This is a genomic window from Variovorax sp. Soil_C_17 (genome assembly GCF_057657265.1).
Window position 1 is genome coordinate 1,243,758 of sequence record NZ_JBDGIT010000001.1, and the last position, 20,538, is coordinate 1,264,295.

The window sequence follows — 20,538 nt, forward strand, 5'->3', positions numbered from 1 at the left end:
AGTATTTGCCTTCAACTTCGAATCTATTGGGCTTGGGTGCGGTGATTGCGTCGAGATTTTCGCGCTCGCCGCGGCGCTGTTCGACGGTACGACCTCAGTATCGGTTGGACGAGACTCGAGCGATGAGATCTCCGTCAGTGCGCAATGGCGTCACCCTGCGCAGGGCATGGACCATGATGGGCAGCGCACCAGATACCCCCTCAATTTGGGCAAGCCCAGAAGAAGTGACGCTGACATACACGCCTTCTCCCCACACGACGTCCTGCCCGACATCCACTGGTCCACCGTCGCGCCACCAAACGACCCTTGCAACTACCGCGCCTGATTGGTCTAGATAGACCAGCCAATTGTCTGGGTGGGTACGCCAGCCTAGCCGGCTCATCCATAGTGGGCAAATGATGAGTTGATGGGGCGGCACCTCCGGTATAGCGCTGTAGGAGAAACTGCGCACGATCGTCAGTGCCCGCTCGTCGGTTAGGGGGCAGACCCCATTGGCCCAAACAGCTTTGGGAAGCAGCTCAGCCCACTCGGCAAGAGCCTCTTGATCGCCGACTTCCAGGAATGGGGCGCGGATCCTCTCAAGCCAGTAGCTGGCTCGATGAACTTTGCGGATCTCGAAGGAGGAGATTTCGGCGATCACTTTCTCCCCGGGCACGCCCAGTGGGCCAACATCGCTCTCAACCCTCCGAACCCATTCCTCTTCATTATCCTTGTCCCTCCAACTGCTCTCAATCAGAGGGAGCCTTGAAATGAGCAGCGGCCTTGATACTGGCGCAATCAGAGGCAGCGTTGGCGCCGGGTAGTTCATCAAATGCAGCAAGAACGGTGCTTCATGCGCACCGATCATTCCTGCACGCCGCATCTCGCCAGCGACGCGCCGCAAGGCGCGCGCGGCTACCACCACATGCGGTCGCCAGAAAGGCATCCGCATTTCGAGCCGGTGCAGGTCGGTCCTGAGCTTGCTTGTGGCCGTCTTTCCAAAAGCGGCAAGGCCACCCCATTGTTCGATGAACATCCTGGCGCGGTGCCGGACATGCGCTGGACCTACGCCTCGCCGAGCCAAGGAGTTGACCAGCGCAGAGAACATTGCGGTCCACCCCAAGTGGTTTTCGACGCGCATTGCGCCGGAGTCTTGATCGGACAGATCCGGCGACTCGAAGCCTTCGTCCTCGTCTTCCAGAATGAGGCTGTAGAACGCAGGCAGCTCACTTGGAGTCATCGATATCGGGCGACCCCAGCGGCCCGACACGATGGTCGCGGCCTCCGCCACGGCATAGTCGAGGTGGTCCACAAGGGCAGCCAAGGTATCGCCGAGGACGCTTGCCAACGTCTCACGACTGTCCCGCAACAGCAACTGCATGGCTTCCGCAGGTTCGTCCGCATCGCCGGCCAGCAGTGCGCGGACCAGGTGAGCGAAGATGGCCTGACCCCCCGAGATACCGTTGACGCGCTGCGCGCCGACGTGCACGTGCTTCTGTAGTTCCGACAATGGAATAGCCAGCGCCCACCGAAAGATCGCCGCGATCATTTCCTCGTCGGTCATCGCCGGCACCGCTGCCTCGAACGCCCGACCGATGAAGTGCTCGCGGGTTGTGGCGAGCTGCTCGGCCAGCTCATCCCACACAGCGGCCCAATCGGGCGCCTGCGCGATGACGGGCAGGATGTCCTCGATCTCCAGAATGACAGAGGTGATTGATTCGCGGCCGGCCGCCAACGAGCCAACGAAGTTCTCGAAGGCTTGAGGATGGATGCCGGCGCCGTCGAGCTTCACGCGGGCGCGGAAATAGCGCAGAGTGCCGCCGCCCGTCCAGCTGGTCCAGGTGGCAGCGTCATCGGGTACTGCTTCATACTGGGCCACCAGCTGCCGGGCATATTCCGCGTGTCCGGCATTGAGGGCCAGGTCGACGAGAAGGAATCGAGAGCGGGTTTCCGCTTGCAGCACCGGCCACCGCTCGAACAACTCGCGGGCCGCTTCAAACCCGGCGGACGGAGCCACCCGATCGAACGCGCGCGGAGCCTCGTAGCCCAGCCCGTTGGGGTCGCTCTCGTGCTCGAACGCGGCCTTCAATTCGGCGAGGGTCGTAAGCGCGTCGTACTTCATCGCGGTGTACGTGTGTCGCGGGGGCGGCGATTCCGCTTTCCACCGTGCTGCCGCATCGTCCATCGCTGCGCTGGTGCAACCACGTTTGCGTGCGGCAGCGCTTAGCTTTTGCAGCAGGGTGCCACGCTCGTGGGTCCTGCTTTCCGCCTCGATGGCCGCGCGTAGCATGTCGACCAGCGCGGCGACTTCGACTTCCGTCGCTGCGGCGACAGCCGCTTCGATGAATTCGCCCAGATGGCTTTCGCGAAAGTGCGGCTCCATGTAGAAGGGCACTGCTAACGAACACCATGCGATTCCGCAGGCCATCGCCAAGTCCGGTCGGCGCTTGACTACGCCCAGCAGCAGTGCATCCACGAGGTTGGGCCAGCCGATCACACCGCGATCCGACAGCGTGCGAGCGGCCGCCATGCCGGTCGCCGCATCCTGCATGGCTGCTTCCGCGATCAACACAGAGGCGATGCGGTAGGCAGCGGAGCTGCCTTCGGTGTCCATCATGCCGTCCAACTGGCGCATCAGAAAGGCAACGCGCTCCCCACGGCGTGCCGGGTCAGCCGAGTTAGCGTGCGCCAACAGGTCCAGCCAAGTGGCGTACTGGGGGTCTTTTTTTGGGGCGAGGGCGTAGCCCAGACTTTGCCCGTGCACCTGGTACAGCAGCGCGCGGGCGCGTGAAAGGTTGCCAACCTGCGCGAATGCGATCGCCAGGGCCGCGAGGCCATCGAGCTGTTCACTGGGTGTGTTTTCCCGCAGCGATGCGACCAGCAGTTCCAGTCTGCGCGACGCCTCTTCCGAGTCGCCATTGGCCCGATAGATCGCGACGGCGACCTCCCTTCGCAGGTTTGCGCGAATACCGTTGTTTTCCGCCGGCGCCTCGAACGCGCGATCGAACTCGGCCAGCGCGAGCGCGAACTCCTCCTCACCGCACAGCGCTGCGGTCTGGATGAGTGCCCGGCCCAAGACGGGCGTGGCGATCACGATCTGCTGCATCGGGAAGAACTCGTCGCTTCCTCCAGGTTTCGCTTGTGCAAGGTACGCCAATGCCCCGCGCGCGGCACGTGCGACCTCGCCTCGGGCGATGGCGTCGCCGCCGTTGGTCAGGGACTTGCCTAGCAATATGCCGATGGCGTTGGCATGCACCTGCAGGGGCCGCAGCACGGGTCGTTTGGAGGGCGCTACAACGGCCACTGGCCGGCCGAGTTGCGTGGCGAGCTGAGCATGCTCCATCACCGCGCGCGCCATGTGCGCGGGCACGCCGTCGTCGAACTCGTTGTCCAGGGCGGAGATCGCGGGAACGCTGAGACCATCGAAGATGGCGCGTGCCATATCCATCTCGCCCGCGCCCGCCGCGATTAGAGCCGCGTCGCGGCGCCAGGCGTTCGGAACTTGCGAAAAGTTATCGTGGGCAGCCGCTTGGCGCAGCAGCGCCATACCCAGCGCACGCGAATTCTGCTTATGTGCACGCAGGCCGGCGTGGACCAGCAGGTCCGGCAGCAGGTCCATGTCTAGGCCAAATTGCCTGCTGATTTCGCCCGCGTCGGCGTCCGGACGCGCGGCTGTGATCGCTAGGACAACCTCATATCGCAGATTCGCGGCGAGCTCTCCCTCGGCATCATTGCGCTCGCTGGCCACTTGGCCGAGCCCGGCGATCGAAAGACGCTCGATCCCCTGCTTGATCTGCTCGATATCCCTGAAATGGAACACCCGTCGCGCCCACTGGGTGAACTTGGACTCGTTGTGTTGAAAGCCCTCGTTGTCGAGGCGGCCGGTGAGCAACTGCTGCAGCGGCTCCAGCTTGTCGAACAGAACCTTCGCGCGGGCGTCCTCGCCGGCGGCAAGCAGCGCATCGACGACTAGGTAGCCTTCGCTGCCGTACTCCTCCGCGAATGTCTGCGCAGCGTCGATGTCGCCCACGGCCAGCAAGGCCTGCGTGAGGCTCGTGGCATATTCCAGCGCGGTCGATCGCCGGCCGACCTCATCGCGGGCCAGCAGCAGCCGTATGGCGACCGTCGCATCGTGCGTCGCCTTGACGGCGCCCAGCGCTAAGCGAATGTCCGCCTGCAACTCGTTGAAGGGGCGTCCCTCGGCCAGCTGACTCCGGAATCGTGCCGGCTGCGCCAGCTGCAGCACGGCAGCGTTCTCGTGCGCGCGCGCGAGGTAGCGCAACTCCAACCAGCGCTGCGGCGTGTCCGCAGGTGCGGCTCGGGCGAGGCTTGCCAGTACACGGTACACCTGCGCGGAGTAGTCCGTGTCCACCTTGCCGAGCCGGAACCGCCGCTGCTCCAGGACGAACAGCCGGAAGCTGTTGTGAAACACACTCCAACCCAGCGAATTTTGGGTCAGTAGATGGCGGGCGGACTTGAGCGCGCGCTCGATGGCTGACTCGGAGATCGTCTGGGCCAGAAGTTCCAGCGGCATCGGTCCTTCGGCGCGAGCAATGTAGCCCAGCACGTCCCGCGCCTCATCGTCATCCTGGATGTCTCGCCAAGCCGACTGGTAGACGGTCTCGATGTCGCCCGTAAAGATCATGGCGCCGTCCAGCACGGCTTTGCGCCCCTGCGCGTCGGCATCACGCAGCGCCTCGATGAGGTAGCGCGTGACCAAGGGATGACCATGGGACAGTTCGAACACTCGGTCGCGGGGTATGGCGGGATCGAGCGCGAGCAGGTCGGCCATGCGATGGACGGCCTCGCGACTGAGGGGCGAGACGAGAACCTTGCGGCTGACCGCATCGGCTTGATCCCGCACCGCGGGCTTCAGATCTTGCAGATCGAGCCGCTGGGTACCCAGCACAAAAAGAACCCCTTCCGGGATGGATTCGGGCAACGGTAGTTCGGCGAGGAACGAGCGCTGCGGCTTTTCCTCGCGCGAAACGTGGTCCAAGCCGTCGATGACGATCAGCGTGCGCAACCGGTCCCTTTGGTATCGCTCGCCCGCCTGCCGTAGGAGCGTGCCGAACTGCTCGCGCCGCTGATGCAGTGTGTCGTCTCGAAATCGCACGCCTGCCAGTCCGCCGTTCTTGAGCTGAATGGCGATGTCCTCGAGGAAGTCATCGGCTTCACCGCGTCCCACGCCCTGACCCACGTCAGGAACGTAGGCTAGATAGCGCACCACGAGCACTCCGGGTTCCGTCGCAAGGGACGTTTGCAGCAATGTGGACTTACCGGCGCCCGGCGGGCCGACGAGGGCGACATAGCCGTCCTCTGCGCCCCGAATGGCCCGACGCAGCGCTTCCTCGGTGATTGCGTTGCGCTGCACGTGCGCTCCGATCGGGAAGAGATGGCCGTGGCGCGTGATTGCACTGTCGCGCCACCTAAGCTCATGCAGCAGCTCCGCCCGTGTCCAGCAGTCCTTGTCACGTGGATCGGCTACAAGCTGGGGCAACAGCTTCGAGATCTCGTTGGAGAGCCGTGCACCTTCTGCTGAGAGCCTGTGGAGTTGCACAAAATCGGCCGCCGAGCCGTGCAGTAGGCGAAATCCCTGTAGGAATTGCTCGAAGGTGGAGTCGTCCAAGGCGGAGGCGGTGCACAAGGAATTGATAAGGGTTGCCCACCGCGACACGCGCCATTCAGAGAGGGGCCGCCCCGGATGCTGCTCGAACTCGGCAAGGAAAGCCGCGCTATGGCCGCCGATGCCCGTGCCCACCATGTCGCTAGCAGAGGGGTAGTCGTTGGTGATGAGCCGAATCTCCACCGCCTCATTGGGGTGGACACGCTTCAATGACTGCCAAGCATCGGCGAGGGGTTTGAGCAGCCCGTTCGCGCCCATCAGAAGCGTGCCGAGAGTGAACCTGTCTGCGAAGCGAGATGTCTTGAACTGGTGACCGATAACGCGGCCAGCGAAGCCGAGGACCAGGTCGTCCGCGATGCCGGCGGCTCGGTAGGCTAGACCTACCCAGAGGAGATCGCCGCGCTCCAGCTCAGCGTAGATCGCCGCGGCCGCCGATTGGTACTGGCGTCCGTAACCGCGCTGCGCCCGTCGCTCGCCTTCTGCTGGAGGCGTAGCTGCCCTAGTCCCAATCGCTGGGATGGGTGCGGGCGTGTCGGGTCCTTCCGGTACTTCCTGCATTCGAACGTCGCCTGCATTCGCAGGAAATTTGCAATCCAGGCCTCATTGTCTGTGACCAACGAGGGCTACATAGCGAGGACAGGCCACAGCCGGGGGCGTCAGCCGCCAAAGGCCCGTGGGGGGATGCTCGGTCGCAGCGGTGCGTAAGGGTGATGTCGACGCCGACGACCGAAGCCCGCGTACTCAGGTTCTACTGAGGCTAGCGATTTCGTCAATGACGTGCGAGAACCGCGCTTGCTGATCTACAGTGAAGGTGCGCGCCTTAACAGTGTGAAGACCCTCGTCGTTCGGGTCCGACAGCCCCGTCGTGTCCATCAGAGAATCCAGCTCGCGGATGCAGTCCTGAAGGCTCGCGTCCAACGTTGATCGAATGACCCGGTCAAGGCCAAGAGAGGCTTCTGCCATCGCCGTGGCGATGCTGCTTATTTCGCCTTTGACGTGCGGAAGCATGAGAGCCGAGCGGGCGGACGCAAACTTTTCGGAGAGGTAGGACATTGGTCGAGTGGGTGAATGTTGCAGCTGCCGCGGTCGAACGCGTGGCAGAAAAACCGCGGCCACGTTGACGTCGGACTGAGCGGTGGACGTGACCTCGAGGATCGGCGGAGCCGACCCGCATTCATTTTGCCAGAGCCAGCCAATCGGCCCGGACTCCAAAGCCCAGCGAAATCGGGGACGACCTTCCGACTCAGAAGGCGTTGCTGCAGTATTCACGACCGCCAGCGACGCACGATCGACTAACAGCCATGCATGTCAAAGCGGAGACTATCAGCTTTACGGTCAAGAGTTTCACAAAACGTTTTGCCGTCTTTAATTCCGCGGAGGTCGTCGAGCGAAAAGACAAGCAGGTAGACGCCATCACGATCAAAGCGACTTTGAATCTCTCTAAGGGCATCGGCGCCGGAATCGACCCCGGTTACCCCGTTCTTGGAAAATATCACACCTACCCTAGCCTTGCACTTATCAAGCTTTCCCATGAAATCGCGCACCGGGCCGACGCCAACAGGTTTGCTCCAATTTTTACACTCAACGAGGCAATAGCGCCCAAGTTCTTCGAACAAAGGAATGGAACCTCTTGAACGGTCATACTCAATGACAAGATCGATTTCGCTGCTGCGGGTCTGCAAATTGCTGTACTTGCAACGAAGTGAGGGGACGCTATCGAAGAGAAAATGGGCTAGAGCTTCAAGCGACCTCCCTTTTTCTTTATTTGTTGCGGCCCCCTCAACTAGTTCAATTAAGTCAATGAGCACCGCGTCCATCTGAGTTTTTTCAGGAGGTGACGGCGACTGTCCGCTGCGCTCGAGGACACGCAGGATTTCGCCTGCCTGCTCAGAAGATAGCACTCTAAGGTCAAAGTGCTTTGCTTCATCGCCTGACAACAGTATCAAGGTCTCCGGTGAGAGAATAACCCCTGTGTGGCACTGGAAGGCATCAAGATAACGGCGCACTTGGGCGATCCAATCGCCAACGTTGCGCGGCTTCCCCGTCTTTAGCTCAAGGACAACCCAAGGCTTTGATTCAATCGAATTCGAAAGGACCACGTCAGCTTTGAACCGACTACCTCCATATTCGTAAAAGGTCTCCTGTTCTGCATAGTCAAGAAGCTGTACAAGCCGCGGAACGAACTTTTGCGCGAAGTCGATCTCTCGCTCAAACCTCTCATCAGGCAGGTGGCGCAACAGGCGAATCAACTGTTCTTGCGACTCGTGCAAGTAACGCTTGAGGCGTGGTGGGCCCGACGGCGGAATAACGATTCTGCCGTCCCGTTCAAGCTCTGCAGCTCGCTCTTTTGTGAAGCGCCAGGATCGACCCTTCGGAGGTACCTTCCCATGCCACTCGTACCTCAACGAGGGCCGTTCAAACGGCACGGTAACTTCCACAAGTGAATACGGCCCTCTCGGATCGTTGTCCGGATTCTTGTATCTATCTTCTCGAGTGTGTTTTTCGTTATTCATTGAATCGACTCAATTAACAGGCTTTCGGATTATTAAATGAGCGGTTGAAGAGCACGGTTTCCCGCTCTGCGCCATTTTGATAGGGAATTGCAGTGCGAAAGCGCCTCGTCGCCTCGCAGACTGGCGCAGCTCACGTTGCGCGGTCGCCCCTACGGCCAACCAGGCGCGCACGGGCCGCACGCTGCGCGCAAATTCTCCTCAATTGACATTGACGATCGAATAGAAGCGCGTATGCAAGACCGTGAACATGGTTCACCGCACGAGAATATGAAGCGATTAGCCCCGCGCAGAGCATTGCAATAATCATGGGCAGGATCGCGGTTATGAAAAAGCTGCCATTGCTTGCCTCAAATCCTTTTTGAATGAGGTACGCTGTAAACGCCCAGATTGCGCCCGTGATCCACCAAAGCCCCGAAATTCTACGTTGAGTTCCCGCGGCGGCGTGGCCTATGAAGAACTGCACCGGAGCTATATCCGATTCGCTCAAATCGATCAGGGCGGGGCACCGTGCCTTTGCAAATGCCAGGTCGGATGCGCTCCAACCTGAGAAGCCGAGGGCGCTAGGCCGTGCAAGAACAAAGCATAAAGTCAGCAGGCATGACCAAGCAAGAAAATAGGAATCGAGTTCCTTGGCTGGAATCCAACCAGTCGGCTTCGCGATCCAATACGTCGCCGCCGCACTGAGGAGAAAAAGAGAAAACCACGAAAGAAGCGCCAGAAGACTCGGGCGCGCTGCGCTCATTGTGAGTTCCATTGGCAGAGACTGATTCAAGATCCAGCCAAAGACTGGGCTGTTACTTTGGACCGAAGTCGGCCTCCCTCGGGCGATCGCATGTTCGCAAGCTTTCAGAAGGGCGATGGCGATCTGAAATGGCTGCGTCGCCGGAGTTGAATGGGCTGTGGAGATCATGCCTGAGAGCTTGCCTTGGATGCGGAGCGTGGTAGTAGTCATCAACAGAGAGCCGAAACGAAGCTCTTCACGTTCTAAATGCTGAGCATTCACAGCAGTGCTGATATAGCTTTAGCCTGTGTGAGGAAGATTTCGATACGGGCTGATGCATGACCAGCAGGCCGCGCCTTCAGATAGGCGCCCACGTGGTGAACCGCGTTCGGTCCTCGCTTCAATCTGGTGTGGTGAAGCGCCCCAGCTTCGAGAGCCGTGTTCATCGCCTCAAGTGACCTGCTGCTTCGATGGGCAATGTGGTTTCGAATTGCGATGAAAACATTGATAGTCGCCCTCTGAGCTGCATTGAGACTAACAATGCCTGCCGCGTTAGGAGGTGTCAGCCAAACGTCGGATGCATCTTTCAGTGCGGAGTAATTGCTAAATGTTATATTATTACCAAATCTGTCTATTAACTCGATAATATCGGATTTTTTGAGATGCTTGGGAATTGACAGCGTTGCGAAGTTTTTATAAATGCGCAATTGCTTGGCTGTCATTTCCGATTCGATGGCATCTCTCAGGTGAATCGCAAATCTCGACGAATCACGATTGATGTAGGCTACGATGAGGTCGCTGACAAATCCTTCCCATAATACCGCGGTGGCCAGAAATGTGTTCTCTACGAGAAACGACATGTCCTTATCCGAGGTCACCAAGCCGCTGGCGGTGGTATAAAAGGCTTCTACGTCGACCACACTTGCAGCAAAATCCGACTTGACGTCGGTTGGTTTCATTTTTCTCAAATTAACTCCACTGCATCACTTGTAAATGCGCATGCCCGCTATTGACATAAATGGACTAAATCAGGCTCTTTCTCAAGTTGGATCATGGGCCAACGTGCTTCAAGCTAATTCGCTTTCCGTCGATCCGATCGAGGATTGAGTTACAAGGCCCGCCATGCTTGCGAAGTGCTCCGGATCGCATACGCGAATGAGAGAAAGCACCTCTTGGAGAATTGCTGGAGTCTCCGACAACATTGACGGATCATGGTGGGGTTCGGCTATTTGATCAAAATGAGAATAAGTATGGAGAAACCTAAGGATTCGGATCTTCTTAGAAGCGTCATAATCAAGGCTCTCTAATTTTTGGAAGAGTTCGCCTGGTTTATTGGGAACTCGAAATGCTAGAAAAGCTTCAAGAAGTCGTCTGGCGATGTTGGGTATGGCGTAATAAGCTTCAAGGCCAGGCACAGAGGCTTTGTTTGCTTCATCGTAGATCCGTTTGAAAAGGTAATGGTATTCAGACTCGTACTGGTGCAAAAAAGGGTCAAGAATATCGAGCTTTGCAGTTCTCACGCCCCCGATAAACTCTGTCGCCAGCATGTAAAACTGTGCCGGATGTTGACTCAGATCTTTCTTTCTCTGGCCAGGCAGGCCGTAATACCAATTTCTCACTTGGCGGAAGAACGCAAAGTTGTGCGTCAGGACGAAGAGCTGGCCAGCCGCTGCAGTCCTCTGCTTCATGACGCCGAATGCGCTGAACAAAGAGTTTGCGTCAAGGCTCGATACTGGATCGTCGATGACGACGACGCCGTTTTCTAAGTCGAAATCCGTATCTTTGAGGGACTTCAGGAAGTAGAGGAACGCAAGCGCCGTGCGCTCGCCATCGCTGAGGTGTGTGGCTGGATGGCCGCCGCGCGTGATTCGATACCCGTTTTGCTCAACTTCAAATCGAAGTTCATCGCGGCCGAGGTAGGTCGCGACTTCTTGATTCAATTCTTCAGCCGGCCGACGGTGTTGTCGTACCTGACGCTCTAGGTCAATAATTAAGGGTTTGAGTTTTGCCGCCTGTTCACGAGCTGTCACAGCTTGACTGCGCGCATAGTCCGCGGTCTTCGATTTTTTCTGCCATTCCGGTAGTGCTTTGAGTATTTCATCTTTCGCCAACTCTGCACGTGCCGTCTTGACTTCGGCATCGAAGCTGTCGGTGTGTTTATTGTGCTGGTCTATGATTCGCCTCATGTGGTCAAACGCCGTCTTGCCAATGACAACCCCTAGCGCGGCGGCGCCAGTCAGCAAGACTCGGAAGAAGGTGTCAATGCCGCTGGCCGGCTCGGTGCCTTTGGTGATGAAGCGAGAAAGCTCAAAGCGCCTAAATGGATCGTTGCGCTTTGCCTCCAATGCTTTCAGCAGAACATCTAACGACATTCGGACGACGCCTGCTTGCTGAGTCCACGCGTTTGCCGCCCGCTCATATTCCGGGCGCAGGTTTGCATACAGAGCTTCCTTGGGTGGAAGACGAAGTGCCTCAGCAAAATCTTGAGCTTTTGTGACCTCGCGGCCCAAGTTATCAATGTCGGACTGGAACTTCCTAAACTGGTCGTTGAAGTGCGCTTCGAGTTGCCTGACACGTAGCTCAGGCAGGGGCTGATCGCAAAATCGGCATTCGCTCGACGCATGCTCACCACTGTGCAAATCGAGGCCGCTACTCACCCACGCGGCAACGGCTGGGCTGTCGGCCAGTTCATTTATGACCGACGAGACGACAGTTCGTCCGAGAATTGCGCCGGTGCGTGTGAACAGGTCGGCAAAATCAGGAAAGCTGATTGCGGGCTGGATGACCTTCTCCATCACCTTGCCATCCTTCGTCGCGAGATACTGTTGACGCTGGTCGTCTGCCAACCTTTTGGGCAGCGGCGAGGTGTTGTTAAGGCCCTGCACCGCCGCCTTGAAACTGGCAGCGTTGTAGTTGTTGTACGGGCCACCCCCGGCTACCGTGAGTAGATTCTTTATTCCTTTTGCTTCCTCAGCGCTGAAAGCGTCAAGGGCGTTGATTGCGGCAGACCTTTTGCTATCCCAACGCGATTCAGCCTCGATCTGGCCGCTCAGCTCCTTCTTTAGTTCCTCAATGCGCTTCTGTTTTTCCACGCTGTGTTCGCCTAGATAGAACACGGGCGGAAACTGTTGACTTGGCGTCTCGAAGATGTTGCGATCGACGGTGTCGCGGTTGAACGTCCGCACCGGAGGCAGCGCCGCGCTGGCAAAGTCCACCCCCGACACGCGCGTCTGGTCGATAAGTACTTCAACTTCGCCTTCGGTCAGCGGGGCCCTTCGCTGGATATGGCGAAATACGTTCGAGAGCGTAGTCTTGCCAGCGCCGTTCCATCCGTAGACGACGTTGAAGCGCGCGAAATCCGTTAGACCAGCAGCGGGCCAGGCGAAGTCGCGAAAGATTCTGTAGCCCTTTGCCTTGTGCAGCCGCGTGATCTTCATGTTGTTGTCACCTCTTCGTGCTTGAATTCAGGTCTGGTGTGGATCCTCAGCGAGCTTGTGCCTGGTGATGTGACAAGGGCTGTTCTGCTTGACTTGAGCGGGTGTCGCGAAGAGGCGGGCAGCGATAGGGAAGTGAGAATTAAGACGGCTCACACTCGCGACGTCTTCTCTGCTGCAGACTGCATAGCAGAGCCGGCCATCAAAGCTGGCCGATCTTGTTCAGCGCATCAGACAGACGCTCGGCTCCAACGATGGGGTTGTTCTCGAACACCATCATGTAGCGATAGTCTCGTCCCGCCTTGGACTCCCACAGCTTTCCCAACTTCAGCTTCAGCTCGGAGTCGGTGTTGTCGCGATCGTCTCCCTTGGTCTCCAAGGCGATGATTCGACCCGCCTTTGTCTTGACGACGAAGTCGGGATAGTGGTTCAGAAATCCGTTGATCCTGAACCCTTTCCCACGAGACAGATTGCGGTGCCACCACTGCACGCTGTCAAGGTTCGCCACATCATTGATCAGCCGCCGCTCGAAGCTACCCATCGCAGCCTCGGTGACGTAGAGGCTCTTCGGTACCGCTGACGCATTCGCGCTCGGCGTGATCGACTCCGGCAGGGCAAAGCTCGGCTGAATGGCAATTCGGTCAACGTCCAGCACGTCGCCGAACGTCTTCAACGCATGTGCATTCGCCAGCGTGGTGATCTTCTGCTTGATCTTGCGGACGTAGGCGACATCGCGCTCGATGCAGTCGCGAAGCTGCTCGGTGTTCATGCTGCTGACAACGCGACGGATGTACTCCTTCACCTCGGGGTCGGTGATCGGGTACATGTTGCCGACCAACTCGGCCAGGCGGCTCACCATGTTCATCACCTGGCTGTCGAGCGGCAACCCCAGCAGGTAGCTCGTAAACTTCGCTCGCTCGCGCGCAGCAAGCTTGAATGCGCGCGGAGCATAGTTCTCGTCGCCCAATTGTTCGAGATCGACTCGGTACACCTCTGTCTCGACATCCTCGAACGAGATCGTGGCATCGCCCTGAGACAGCTTGAAGTCCTTCAGCAGTTCCTCGCGCTCGAACAACTGAAACGGTTGGTCGTCCTCGAAGAAGCCACCGTTCGACACCTTGATGAAGAACTGAGGAAGGCGCAGCGTCAACACTTGTTCTCGGAACAGGTCCTTTATCCGGTGACGGTTGATCTTGTCTTCCAACTCCGGTGAGACTTGGTCGTCGCTGGCCTGAGCCTTCGCCTCGAACGCTTGGTTTTCGACGAGGGCACGGGCTTTGACTGCAGCCACGAAGGCTGCGCCCGCGGAGGCGCTGCCGGTCAGGGCGCCTTGCTCGTCCGTGCCGCTCGTTGAGACGGCCGCATCTCTGGCGACGGCTGCGACCTCCCAGTCAGGGGAGACGGCGCTCACATCGAGGTCGACGCTGGCCTCCGGGGCCTCGGAACTCGGCTGCTCGAACAAGCCGCCTAAGATCTTCCCCGCGGATGACGGCTGCGCAGGGGCGTCCGCTTCCACGGCGTCGATGGTGCGGTAGTCGTGATCGGAGAAGCCGGCGCGGTTGAGGCCCTTCACCACGCTTTGAAGCGTGTCCATAAAGCGGTTGCTGGCGGTGAAAACGTAGGAAAGGTTTAGCAAGTCATTGCCGTGCTGCTGTACATGGGGCTTGCGCAGGACGCGGCCGAGGATCTGCTCCACGTCGACCGCCGAAGACTTGTCAGCCAAAGATGCCAAGATGTAGGCGAAGGGGCAGTCCCAGCCTTCTTTGAGTGCATTGACCGTGATGATGAAGCGCACATCGCAGTCGCGGCTCATCAGATCGACGCCCTTGAGTTCGTTGATCTCGGCGGTCTTGATCTTGATCTGCTCGGCGGGAATCTTCAGCTCGACCAGCTTGTCCCGAATCTTCTCGAACGTGGTGTTGTCGTCGTCGGTGCGAGGCTGTGCCTGAAATAGCACGATAGGGCGAATGTGCTTCCCGCCCGCTGCCTCTTCCTGCTTGGCAATGTCTTCTAGTTGCCGCCGCAAGATCAGCGCCGACTCGATCACTTCGGCTCGACTGCTGCGGTTGGCGACGATCACCGGCAGCTTCACCATGTGCTGCTTCTTCAGCGCCAGGGCATCCACGTAGCTGATGACGTTGCTGTTGTTGCGAGGCGTGGCGGTCAGGTCGAAGATGAGATCCGGGTTCAGGTTCTTCAGCATCTCCACGGATAGATTGCTTTCGGCGTTATGGCTCTCGTCGACCACAACGACCGGCCGAAGGCGCCGAATGACGTTGATCAGCGCGGATGCGTCATGCTCCGGCAGCAGCCAATCGCTCGCGTCCCCCTGATCGGGCTGGAGGAAAGAAGCCAAATTGCCGTTCTCCTGAAAAATCTTCCGGTCTTCCTTGTTCTTCGCCCGCAGTGAGTCGAAGCTCATCACGACGATCGAAAGTTGCTCCTGCGCCGTGTCATACGAGAAGCCGGCGCCCATCAGCAGATCGCGCTTCTCGTACACCCCCACCCGATGGCGAAACAACTGGTCAAGCCGCTTGCGGTAGGGATGCTCCGGGCTGCTTAGCGCCTTCACGGTCTGATCGAGGATGGTCAGCGACGGTACCAGCCACACGACCATCTTCGGCCGATTCGGGCTGCGTTTTCCTAGCGCGGTGAACACGGTGTCGAGCGCGTTCACCGCGATGAAGGTCTTCCCTCCGGCCGTGGGCACCTTGGCGCAGATATGCGGCACGCCGGGAACATTGTTCTTGTATGGGTCCATGCCCGAATGGCCGCCGTCGCTGCCCACCCGAACGCCCTTGCTGGCCCAGTAATTCTTGAACGCTTGGGCAAGGTTCGGCGTGCTGTCGAGCACATCGAGGTAGCCGGCCAGGTCGCTCAGCACGCGGGCTTGATAGTCCTTGAGTTCCACTGTGTTCTGCTCTCGTTGGTGCTCAGAAGCGCGTGATGTCGCGAGGAATCTTCTTGAAGATGATGCCGTGCTTGGTCATGAAGGCCGGCGACAACAAGCACCGGTCCGCGTAGATGATGACCGTGGCGGGCTTGCTTGCGCCCGTGCTGCCGCCAAATCGCAGGGTGGCGAGGAAGTCCATGTCGAGGCTGGTGGCGCGATCGGGCTCGTAGTGGAAGATCCACGCCATGTCACGGTTCAACCCCAGCAGGAAAGGGCTGTGAGGATTCTGCGGCGTCGACCGGTCATCGGTCGGAATGCCCTCGCTGTAGGCGACGTAGCCACGAATGGCCTCTGTGCCGACGGCCTCGTTGAGGTTGTCGTCGGGCAGGAACATAGGTTCGCCGACGGTGAAATAGTCAAAGCCGCCGCCCGTGCCCGGAGTCGCCTTCGAGCCTTCGCCGTAGCCGGTCATCACCCGGCGAACTCGTTCTGCCGTCAACGTGTCCGCGTAGCCCTCGGTCTCGACCATAATGAAGCGGCGCGTCCCGGCATCCTGAGCGTTCAGCTTCAGAACGGCATGCCCGGTAGTTCCAGAACCTGCAAAAGAGTCGAGCACGATGTCATCGGGAGACGCGGCGATTTGGATAACCCGCTCGATTAAGGCGCTCGGCTTTGGGGTGTCGAATGAAGCCGCTCCGGCAAAGATCGCGCGCTGTTCGTTCTTGGATGTTCGATTGCTGCCGACGGCCTCTTTGGTCCAGAGCGTGCGGGGCACGAGGTCGGCCACCTCGTTCAAGTAACGCTTGATGCTCGGCCTGGCTTCACCTTTTGGCCCCCACCAGATCCGGCCATCCGCATCAAGCTCCCTCAGCTTTTCCTCAGACACGCGCCAGTAGCGCCCGGCCGGCGGCGAGAACTCCCGACCACTCGGGCCTGTCACCGTGTACCTGCCCTTTGAGTAGGGCTTGTTCGCGAACGGGTCGCCGGCAATCCAGGGCCCGCGTTCATCCTCATCCGGGTTCGCGTAGATTGCGTCGGACTCTTCGGTGCGCGGCAGGCGGGCGGGGGTCCAATCGGGCTTCTTGGAGTACACGAGGATGTAGTCGTGGTCCGTGGAAAACTGTCGTGCCGAGTTTCTGGGGGAGTCGGCCTTTTCCCAAATAACCGTTGTTACGAAGTTCGCGCCGCCGAAGACCTCATCAAGCAGCGGGCGAAGCAGCCCGGACGCGTTGTCGTCGATCGATACCCAGATGGAGCCGTCGTCGTGCAGCAACCGGTGCAGAAGCTTCAGCCGCGGGTACATCATGCACAGCCACTTGTCGTGCCGCGATAGGTCTTCGCCCTCCTTGCCGACCACCTGGCCAAGCCAGCGCGTCATCTTCGGGTCGTTGACGGCATCGTTGTAGACCCAGCCCTCATTGCCCGTGTTGTACGGCGGATCGATGTAGATGCACTTCACCTGGCCCTCGAACTCGGGCAGCAGGCTCTTCAGGGCTTCGAGGTTATCGCCGTGGATGATCCGGTTGTCAGTGCTGTTGGTGGGCAGGTCATCCGGTGCGCGAAAGGTCGATACTTTGTTGAGTACGCGGAACGGTACGTCATGGTGATGATTGACGACTTTGTCTTTCCCTACCCAGGTCAGTGTTGGCATGTTCGGTTTGAAGCGATTTAGTTCTTATGGGCGAGTTCCTGCGAACCCTGCCGACTACCGATCATCGCAGCTCAGCACTTCAGGTCGAAGAACTGCTTACGGGCCATGTAGAGGTCATCGTCGGCGCGAGCCTTCGCCTCGCCCCAAGCGCGCTCTACTTGGGCTTTCAGCGCCGGGACGAGGCTATCGAGTCGGGCGCATTGCTGTTGATCCCCGCCCGGCAAGTTGACTCGGCGCCGCAGCACGCTCATCTCGTCATGAGATCGGCCGTGCAGCGGGCGTGTCGCGTTGTCGAGTGACGTGGTGAACTCGTCGCGCTGGACCTCGCGGCCCTTGCGCAAGGCACCGCCCATCTTGTCCGCGCCCTGCGTCGGCGTCGCGTCGATGACCTTCGCGCCGACACACGGCGCGTCTGAGTAGGCGACCTTGCCGTTCGTCTCGCAGCGATAGACGTGCTGCTGGGCGGCAGCCGAGGCCACCGCAGTGACGAGAAAAAGGCACGATAGCGTGAGCTTCATGCCGAGTATTGTGGCGTCAGGCAATCGATCAAGACGAGCCGACCCCGGGGAGGATTTCACGATTCTGGAGACGCTTCGAGCGCCCGCGATTTGCCATAGAGCCGTCCGAGCCGCTCAATGAAAAAGCCCGCACCGGGCGAGCTCGCGGGTCGGCAATGGCGGTTCACGCCATCAAGCGCAACACGATGATGCGCGTGGCCCCGCGGCGGCGATTGCTGCCAAGGCCGTGAGCAGCAGCCGGGCGGCAAGAACACGCGCCACCGCTCCGCAAGCGGGCCTGCTGGGGGCATTCGTGGGGTGCCCCTTCGTCATTTCGCAGCATGCTTGGCCACGGGGAACATGTCACCCGGTGCGAGGTTGGCCGACCCGCCGCTACTGCCGCCGCACGCTGCGACTCGCTCAGGTGCGGCCTGCCATTGAAGCAGCCGCCCCCCGGGCAAATCGTTCCGGCCGACTCGCATGCGTGCGACCTCATAGTCGCTAGCAGGAGCGATATTGAAGCCCTCCCAGCTTGTTTCGGATCTTCCCCAATATCAGAGCTTTTCGATTCGAAATCCCGTGCTACTGCACGCTTTGCAACGCGCTTCAATTTTTGTGTGTTCCGAGCTCATGTGTGCCCTTCGGGTGGGATTGGCGGGTTCGCCTCCGCGATTCTGAAGTTCCGCCGGGCGTGGAGGCTGGACGGCGCCTACGCTGATACTGGCCGCCAGCCGCGCATGCGGCAGACGATGCAATACTGTATAAAATAACAGTATGTAGATACGATTGCCGACATGGACGACACGCCTGTTGATCTCTGGATTGCGGCCTGCGCGCATCGCCTGCTGCAGCATTGGCGCAGGGTCGATCCGCTCGATCTCGAAGCCGTTGCAGCAGACCTTTGGCGCGATCCGCGGCTGCGCGCGATGACACCCGCAGAGGCGGCGGTCGATTGGCTCGGGCCCGTTGCGACTTCAGTTCAGCAGCGTAGTTCGGGGCCTGGGCAAGACTAAGCTACGGTCAGTTACCATCGAGAAAGCTACGCGCGGGCTCGTAGCCTTCTCCGCCATCGCAGAGTTAAACCAGAACAACGTCATGGACCGCATCGAGTCGATCAATCGGGACCGCATCCGCTGGTGCGCGGCCGACCGTGGCGTCTCGCTTGACGATCTGGCGGCCGAGGCGGGCGTGCCGACAAAGGCACTTGCCAAACTCATGGAAGATGGCACGGGGCTGACCTTTGCCCAGTTGCGAAAGCTGGCGGACTACTTCGGCCGCGGTGCTTTGTTCTTTCTGGACCAAGGCCCGGTCGATGAAAACCGAGTTCACTCGGTCCAGTACCGCACGCTGACCAACCAAAAGCCTGAGATATCGAACGCTGTTCGCAAGCTGATCGAGCGTGCTGAGCGTCAGCGCGAGCTGTACCTCGCACTGCGTGAAGAGCTTCATGCCGACGACTACCCGATCTTCAGGCCGATCAACGTTAGGGCCGATCAACCGGCCGCCGCTGCTGCTGCTGTCCGTGCGTGGCTAAACCTCGAACAGGCAAACACCTTCGACGCGTTTAGGGCTGCTGTCGAGGCCAAGGGAATCTTGGTCTTCCGCAGCAATGGTTACGCTGGGCGCTGGCAGATCGCGAAGGACAGTCCAATATTGGGCTTCAGCCTGTACAGCGACGTGTGCCCCGTCATCTTCGTCAAGAAATCGCGATGGGAGACGCAACAGACGTTCACGCTCATGCACGAGTTGGGGCACCTGATGCTCCATCGCGCCAGTTCGATTGACGACGATGCCGACATGCATTCGCGCCACGGGCACGAGCGCGACGCTAACGCATTCGCAGGGAATCTCTTGGTTCCTGATGCACGGTTGGCGCAAGTCCGTGACGACGAACGACCGGGCGCAGTCGAGCAATTCGACACGTGGCTGGCGCCGCACCGTCAGCGATGGGGCGTGAGTGGCGAAGTGATTCTTCGTCGCCTTTTGGATGCTGGCCGCCTTTCGCGTGACAGCTACACCGCGTACCGAAACCACATACGCGGCTTGAACTTCGATGATGACGAAGCCGGGGGCAGTCGTGCCTACCGGCATCGCGAGCCCAAGCACATCTTCGGCGACATGTTCGTCGGAACGGTCCTGAACGCGCTCGGCGCGCGCCGGATCACCGCGACCAAGGCGTGTTCGTACTTGGATGGATTGAAGCTCTCGGACCTGCACACGTTGGAGCGGCACGTTGCTGGTGCTTGACGCCTCCTCTGCCGTGTATGCCTGGGACAACTATCCCACCGGTCTATTCCCGAGGCTCTGGGCCTATCTGGCCGGGGAGATTCACGCCGCGCGCATCCAAATCCCGTTCGTGGCGCTGGAGGAGACCACCCACGTTTCGCCTGACTGCGGCGCATGGCTGCGTGCGGCCGGCATCATCGTGCTGTCGGTCACCAATGCCGTCACGCTGGAGGCGAATCGCATCAAGGGCTTGATCGGCGTCGTCGGCGACGACTATCACCCTAACGGCGTGGGCGAAAACGACCTACTCATCATCGCGACGGCGCGCTGCAATCAGCACGAACTCATCAGCAATGAGAGCGTGCAGCCGGCGTTGCCGGTGGAAACGCGCCGCTACAAGATTCCGGCCGTGTGCAACATGGGCGGAGTGACCGTGCCGTGCCGCTCGTTCCTCGACTTCATCAGGCGGTCGGGTCAAGTCTTTTGACACGCGGGTCCGGACAAGGCCGGCAATGCCCGCCAAACATGGCCTGGTTTGAAGACGGGCCGTTTCGCTCGTCGACATCCCGAACTAGACGTCGGATGGATTCCACTGTCCTGCCGACGCATCGGCCCAAAGCGCACAATAGTCCCGCGTCCTCTCGCGTTGCTTCAGAACGACGCGAAGAGATTTCGCGGTACTTTTAACGGTATTTGTTTCGCGAGGTGTCATAGAATCGAGCGGCAATGCGGCTTGCGGGAGGATTTGTGATTCCTGGCGGCGGACCAGACACAAGACCGAAAGCTATCAAAAGCTTCCGGTCTTTTTCGTTGAGTGCGTTCCAATCAAGCGCAGCTCTACAGCGGGTGCATGTAGGAGCGGGCCCCGCAGGGATCACAGCGAGAGCGCACTTGCGCCCTGCCCCGTTTTGCGGAAGTGTCTTCTGCATTTCGTGGAATGCCCGTGCTTGCCTGCACGAAGAAGCCGGTGAGAGCCCGGGCGCGGCAGCCCGCCGGCA

General features: G+C 59.7%; 12 protein-coding genes. 3 read left to right on the plus strand and 9 right to left on the minus strand.

Annotation, left to right across the window (positions count from 1 at the left end; translation table 11 throughout):
- Positions 1–94 precede the first annotated feature (94 nt).
- From AC3A6Y_RS06045 to AC3A6Y_RS06085, 9 genes are all read right to left on the minus strand, one after another.
- The gene (locus AC3A6Y_RS06045) at positions 95–6,163 is read right to left on the minus strand and encodes an AAA family ATPase (RefSeq protein WP_487867302.1); all 6,069 of its coding nucleotides are present in this window, start codon (positions 6,161–6,163) and stop codon (positions 95–97) included.
- Between the two features lie 183 nt (positions 6,164–6,346).
- A complete protein-coding gene (locus tag AC3A6Y_RS06050; RefSeq protein WP_487867303.1) occupies positions 6,347–6,658 on the minus strand; it encodes a hypothetical protein in 312 nt (103 codons plus the stop codon).
- Between the two features lie 239 nt (positions 6,659–6,897).
- Positions 6,898–8,118, minus strand: coding sequence for a restriction endonuclease (locus AC3A6Y_RS06055; RefSeq protein WP_487867304.1), 1,221 nt, complete (start codon positions 8,116–8,118; stop codon positions 6,898–6,900).
- A gap of 130 nt (positions 8,119–8,248) precedes the next feature.
- Positions 8,249–9,028 carry a hypothetical protein gene (locus AC3A6Y_RS06060; protein WP_487867305.1) on the minus strand — a complete coding sequence of 260 codons (780 nt, stop codon included), beginning with the start codon at positions 9,026–9,028 and terminating at the stop codon, positions 8,249–8,251.
- Between the two features lie 89 nt (positions 9,029–9,117).
- On the minus strand, positions 9,118–9,798 hold the full coding sequence (locus AC3A6Y_RS06065) for a HEPN domain-containing protein (RefSeq protein WP_487867306.1): 681 nt from the start codon (positions 9,796–9,798) through the stop codon (positions 9,118–9,120).
- A 108-nt stretch (positions 9,799–9,906) separates the two neighbouring features.
- Positions 9,907–12,276, minus strand: coding sequence for an AAA family ATPase (locus tag AC3A6Y_RS06070; protein ID WP_487867307.1), 2,370 nt, complete (start codon positions 12,274–12,276; stop codon positions 9,907–9,909).
- Positions 12,277–12,475: 199 nt separating this feature from the next.
- Positions 12,476–15,184: a DEAD/DEAH box helicase gene (locus AC3A6Y_RS06075; protein ID WP_487867308.1), complete on the minus strand. Its 2,709-nt coding sequence runs from the start codon at positions 15,182–15,184 to the stop codon at positions 12,476–12,478.
- Between the two features lie 22 nt (positions 15,185–15,206).
- A complete protein-coding gene (locus AC3A6Y_RS06080; RefSeq protein WP_487867309.1) occupies positions 15,207–16,817 on the minus strand; it encodes a site-specific DNA-methyltransferase in 1,611 nt (536 codons plus the stop codon).
- A 71-nt stretch (positions 16,818–16,888) separates the two neighbouring features.
- Positions 16,889–17,335, minus strand: a complete 447-nt coding sequence (locus AC3A6Y_RS06085; RefSeq protein WP_487867310.1) for a DUF4124 domain-containing protein — start codon at positions 17,333–17,335, stop codon at positions 16,889–16,891.
- A 773-nt stretch (positions 17,336–18,108) separates the two neighbouring features.
- Here AC3A6Y_RS06085 and AC3A6Y_RS06090 point away from each other — a divergent pair.
- From AC3A6Y_RS06090 to AC3A6Y_RS06100, 3 genes are all read left to right on the plus strand, one after another.
- Entirely contained in the window at positions 18,109–18,327 is a 219-nt protein-coding gene (locus tag AC3A6Y_RS06090; protein ID WP_487867311.1) for a hypothetical protein, read from the plus strand.
- Between the two features lie 82 nt (positions 18,328–18,409).
- Positions 18,410–19,561 (plus strand): helix-turn-helix domain-containing protein, encoded by a 1,152-nt coding sequence (locus AC3A6Y_RS06095; protein WP_487867312.1) that lies wholly within the window; start codon positions 18,410–18,412, stop codon positions 19,559–19,561.
- Entirely contained in the window at positions 19,554–20,027 is a 474-nt protein-coding gene (locus tag AC3A6Y_RS06100) for a DUF4411 family protein (protein ID WP_487867805.1), read from the plus strand. The genes AC3A6Y_RS06095 and AC3A6Y_RS06100 overlap by 8 nt, the downstream gene beginning before the upstream one ends.
- Positions 20,028–20,538 lie beyond the last annotated feature (511 nt).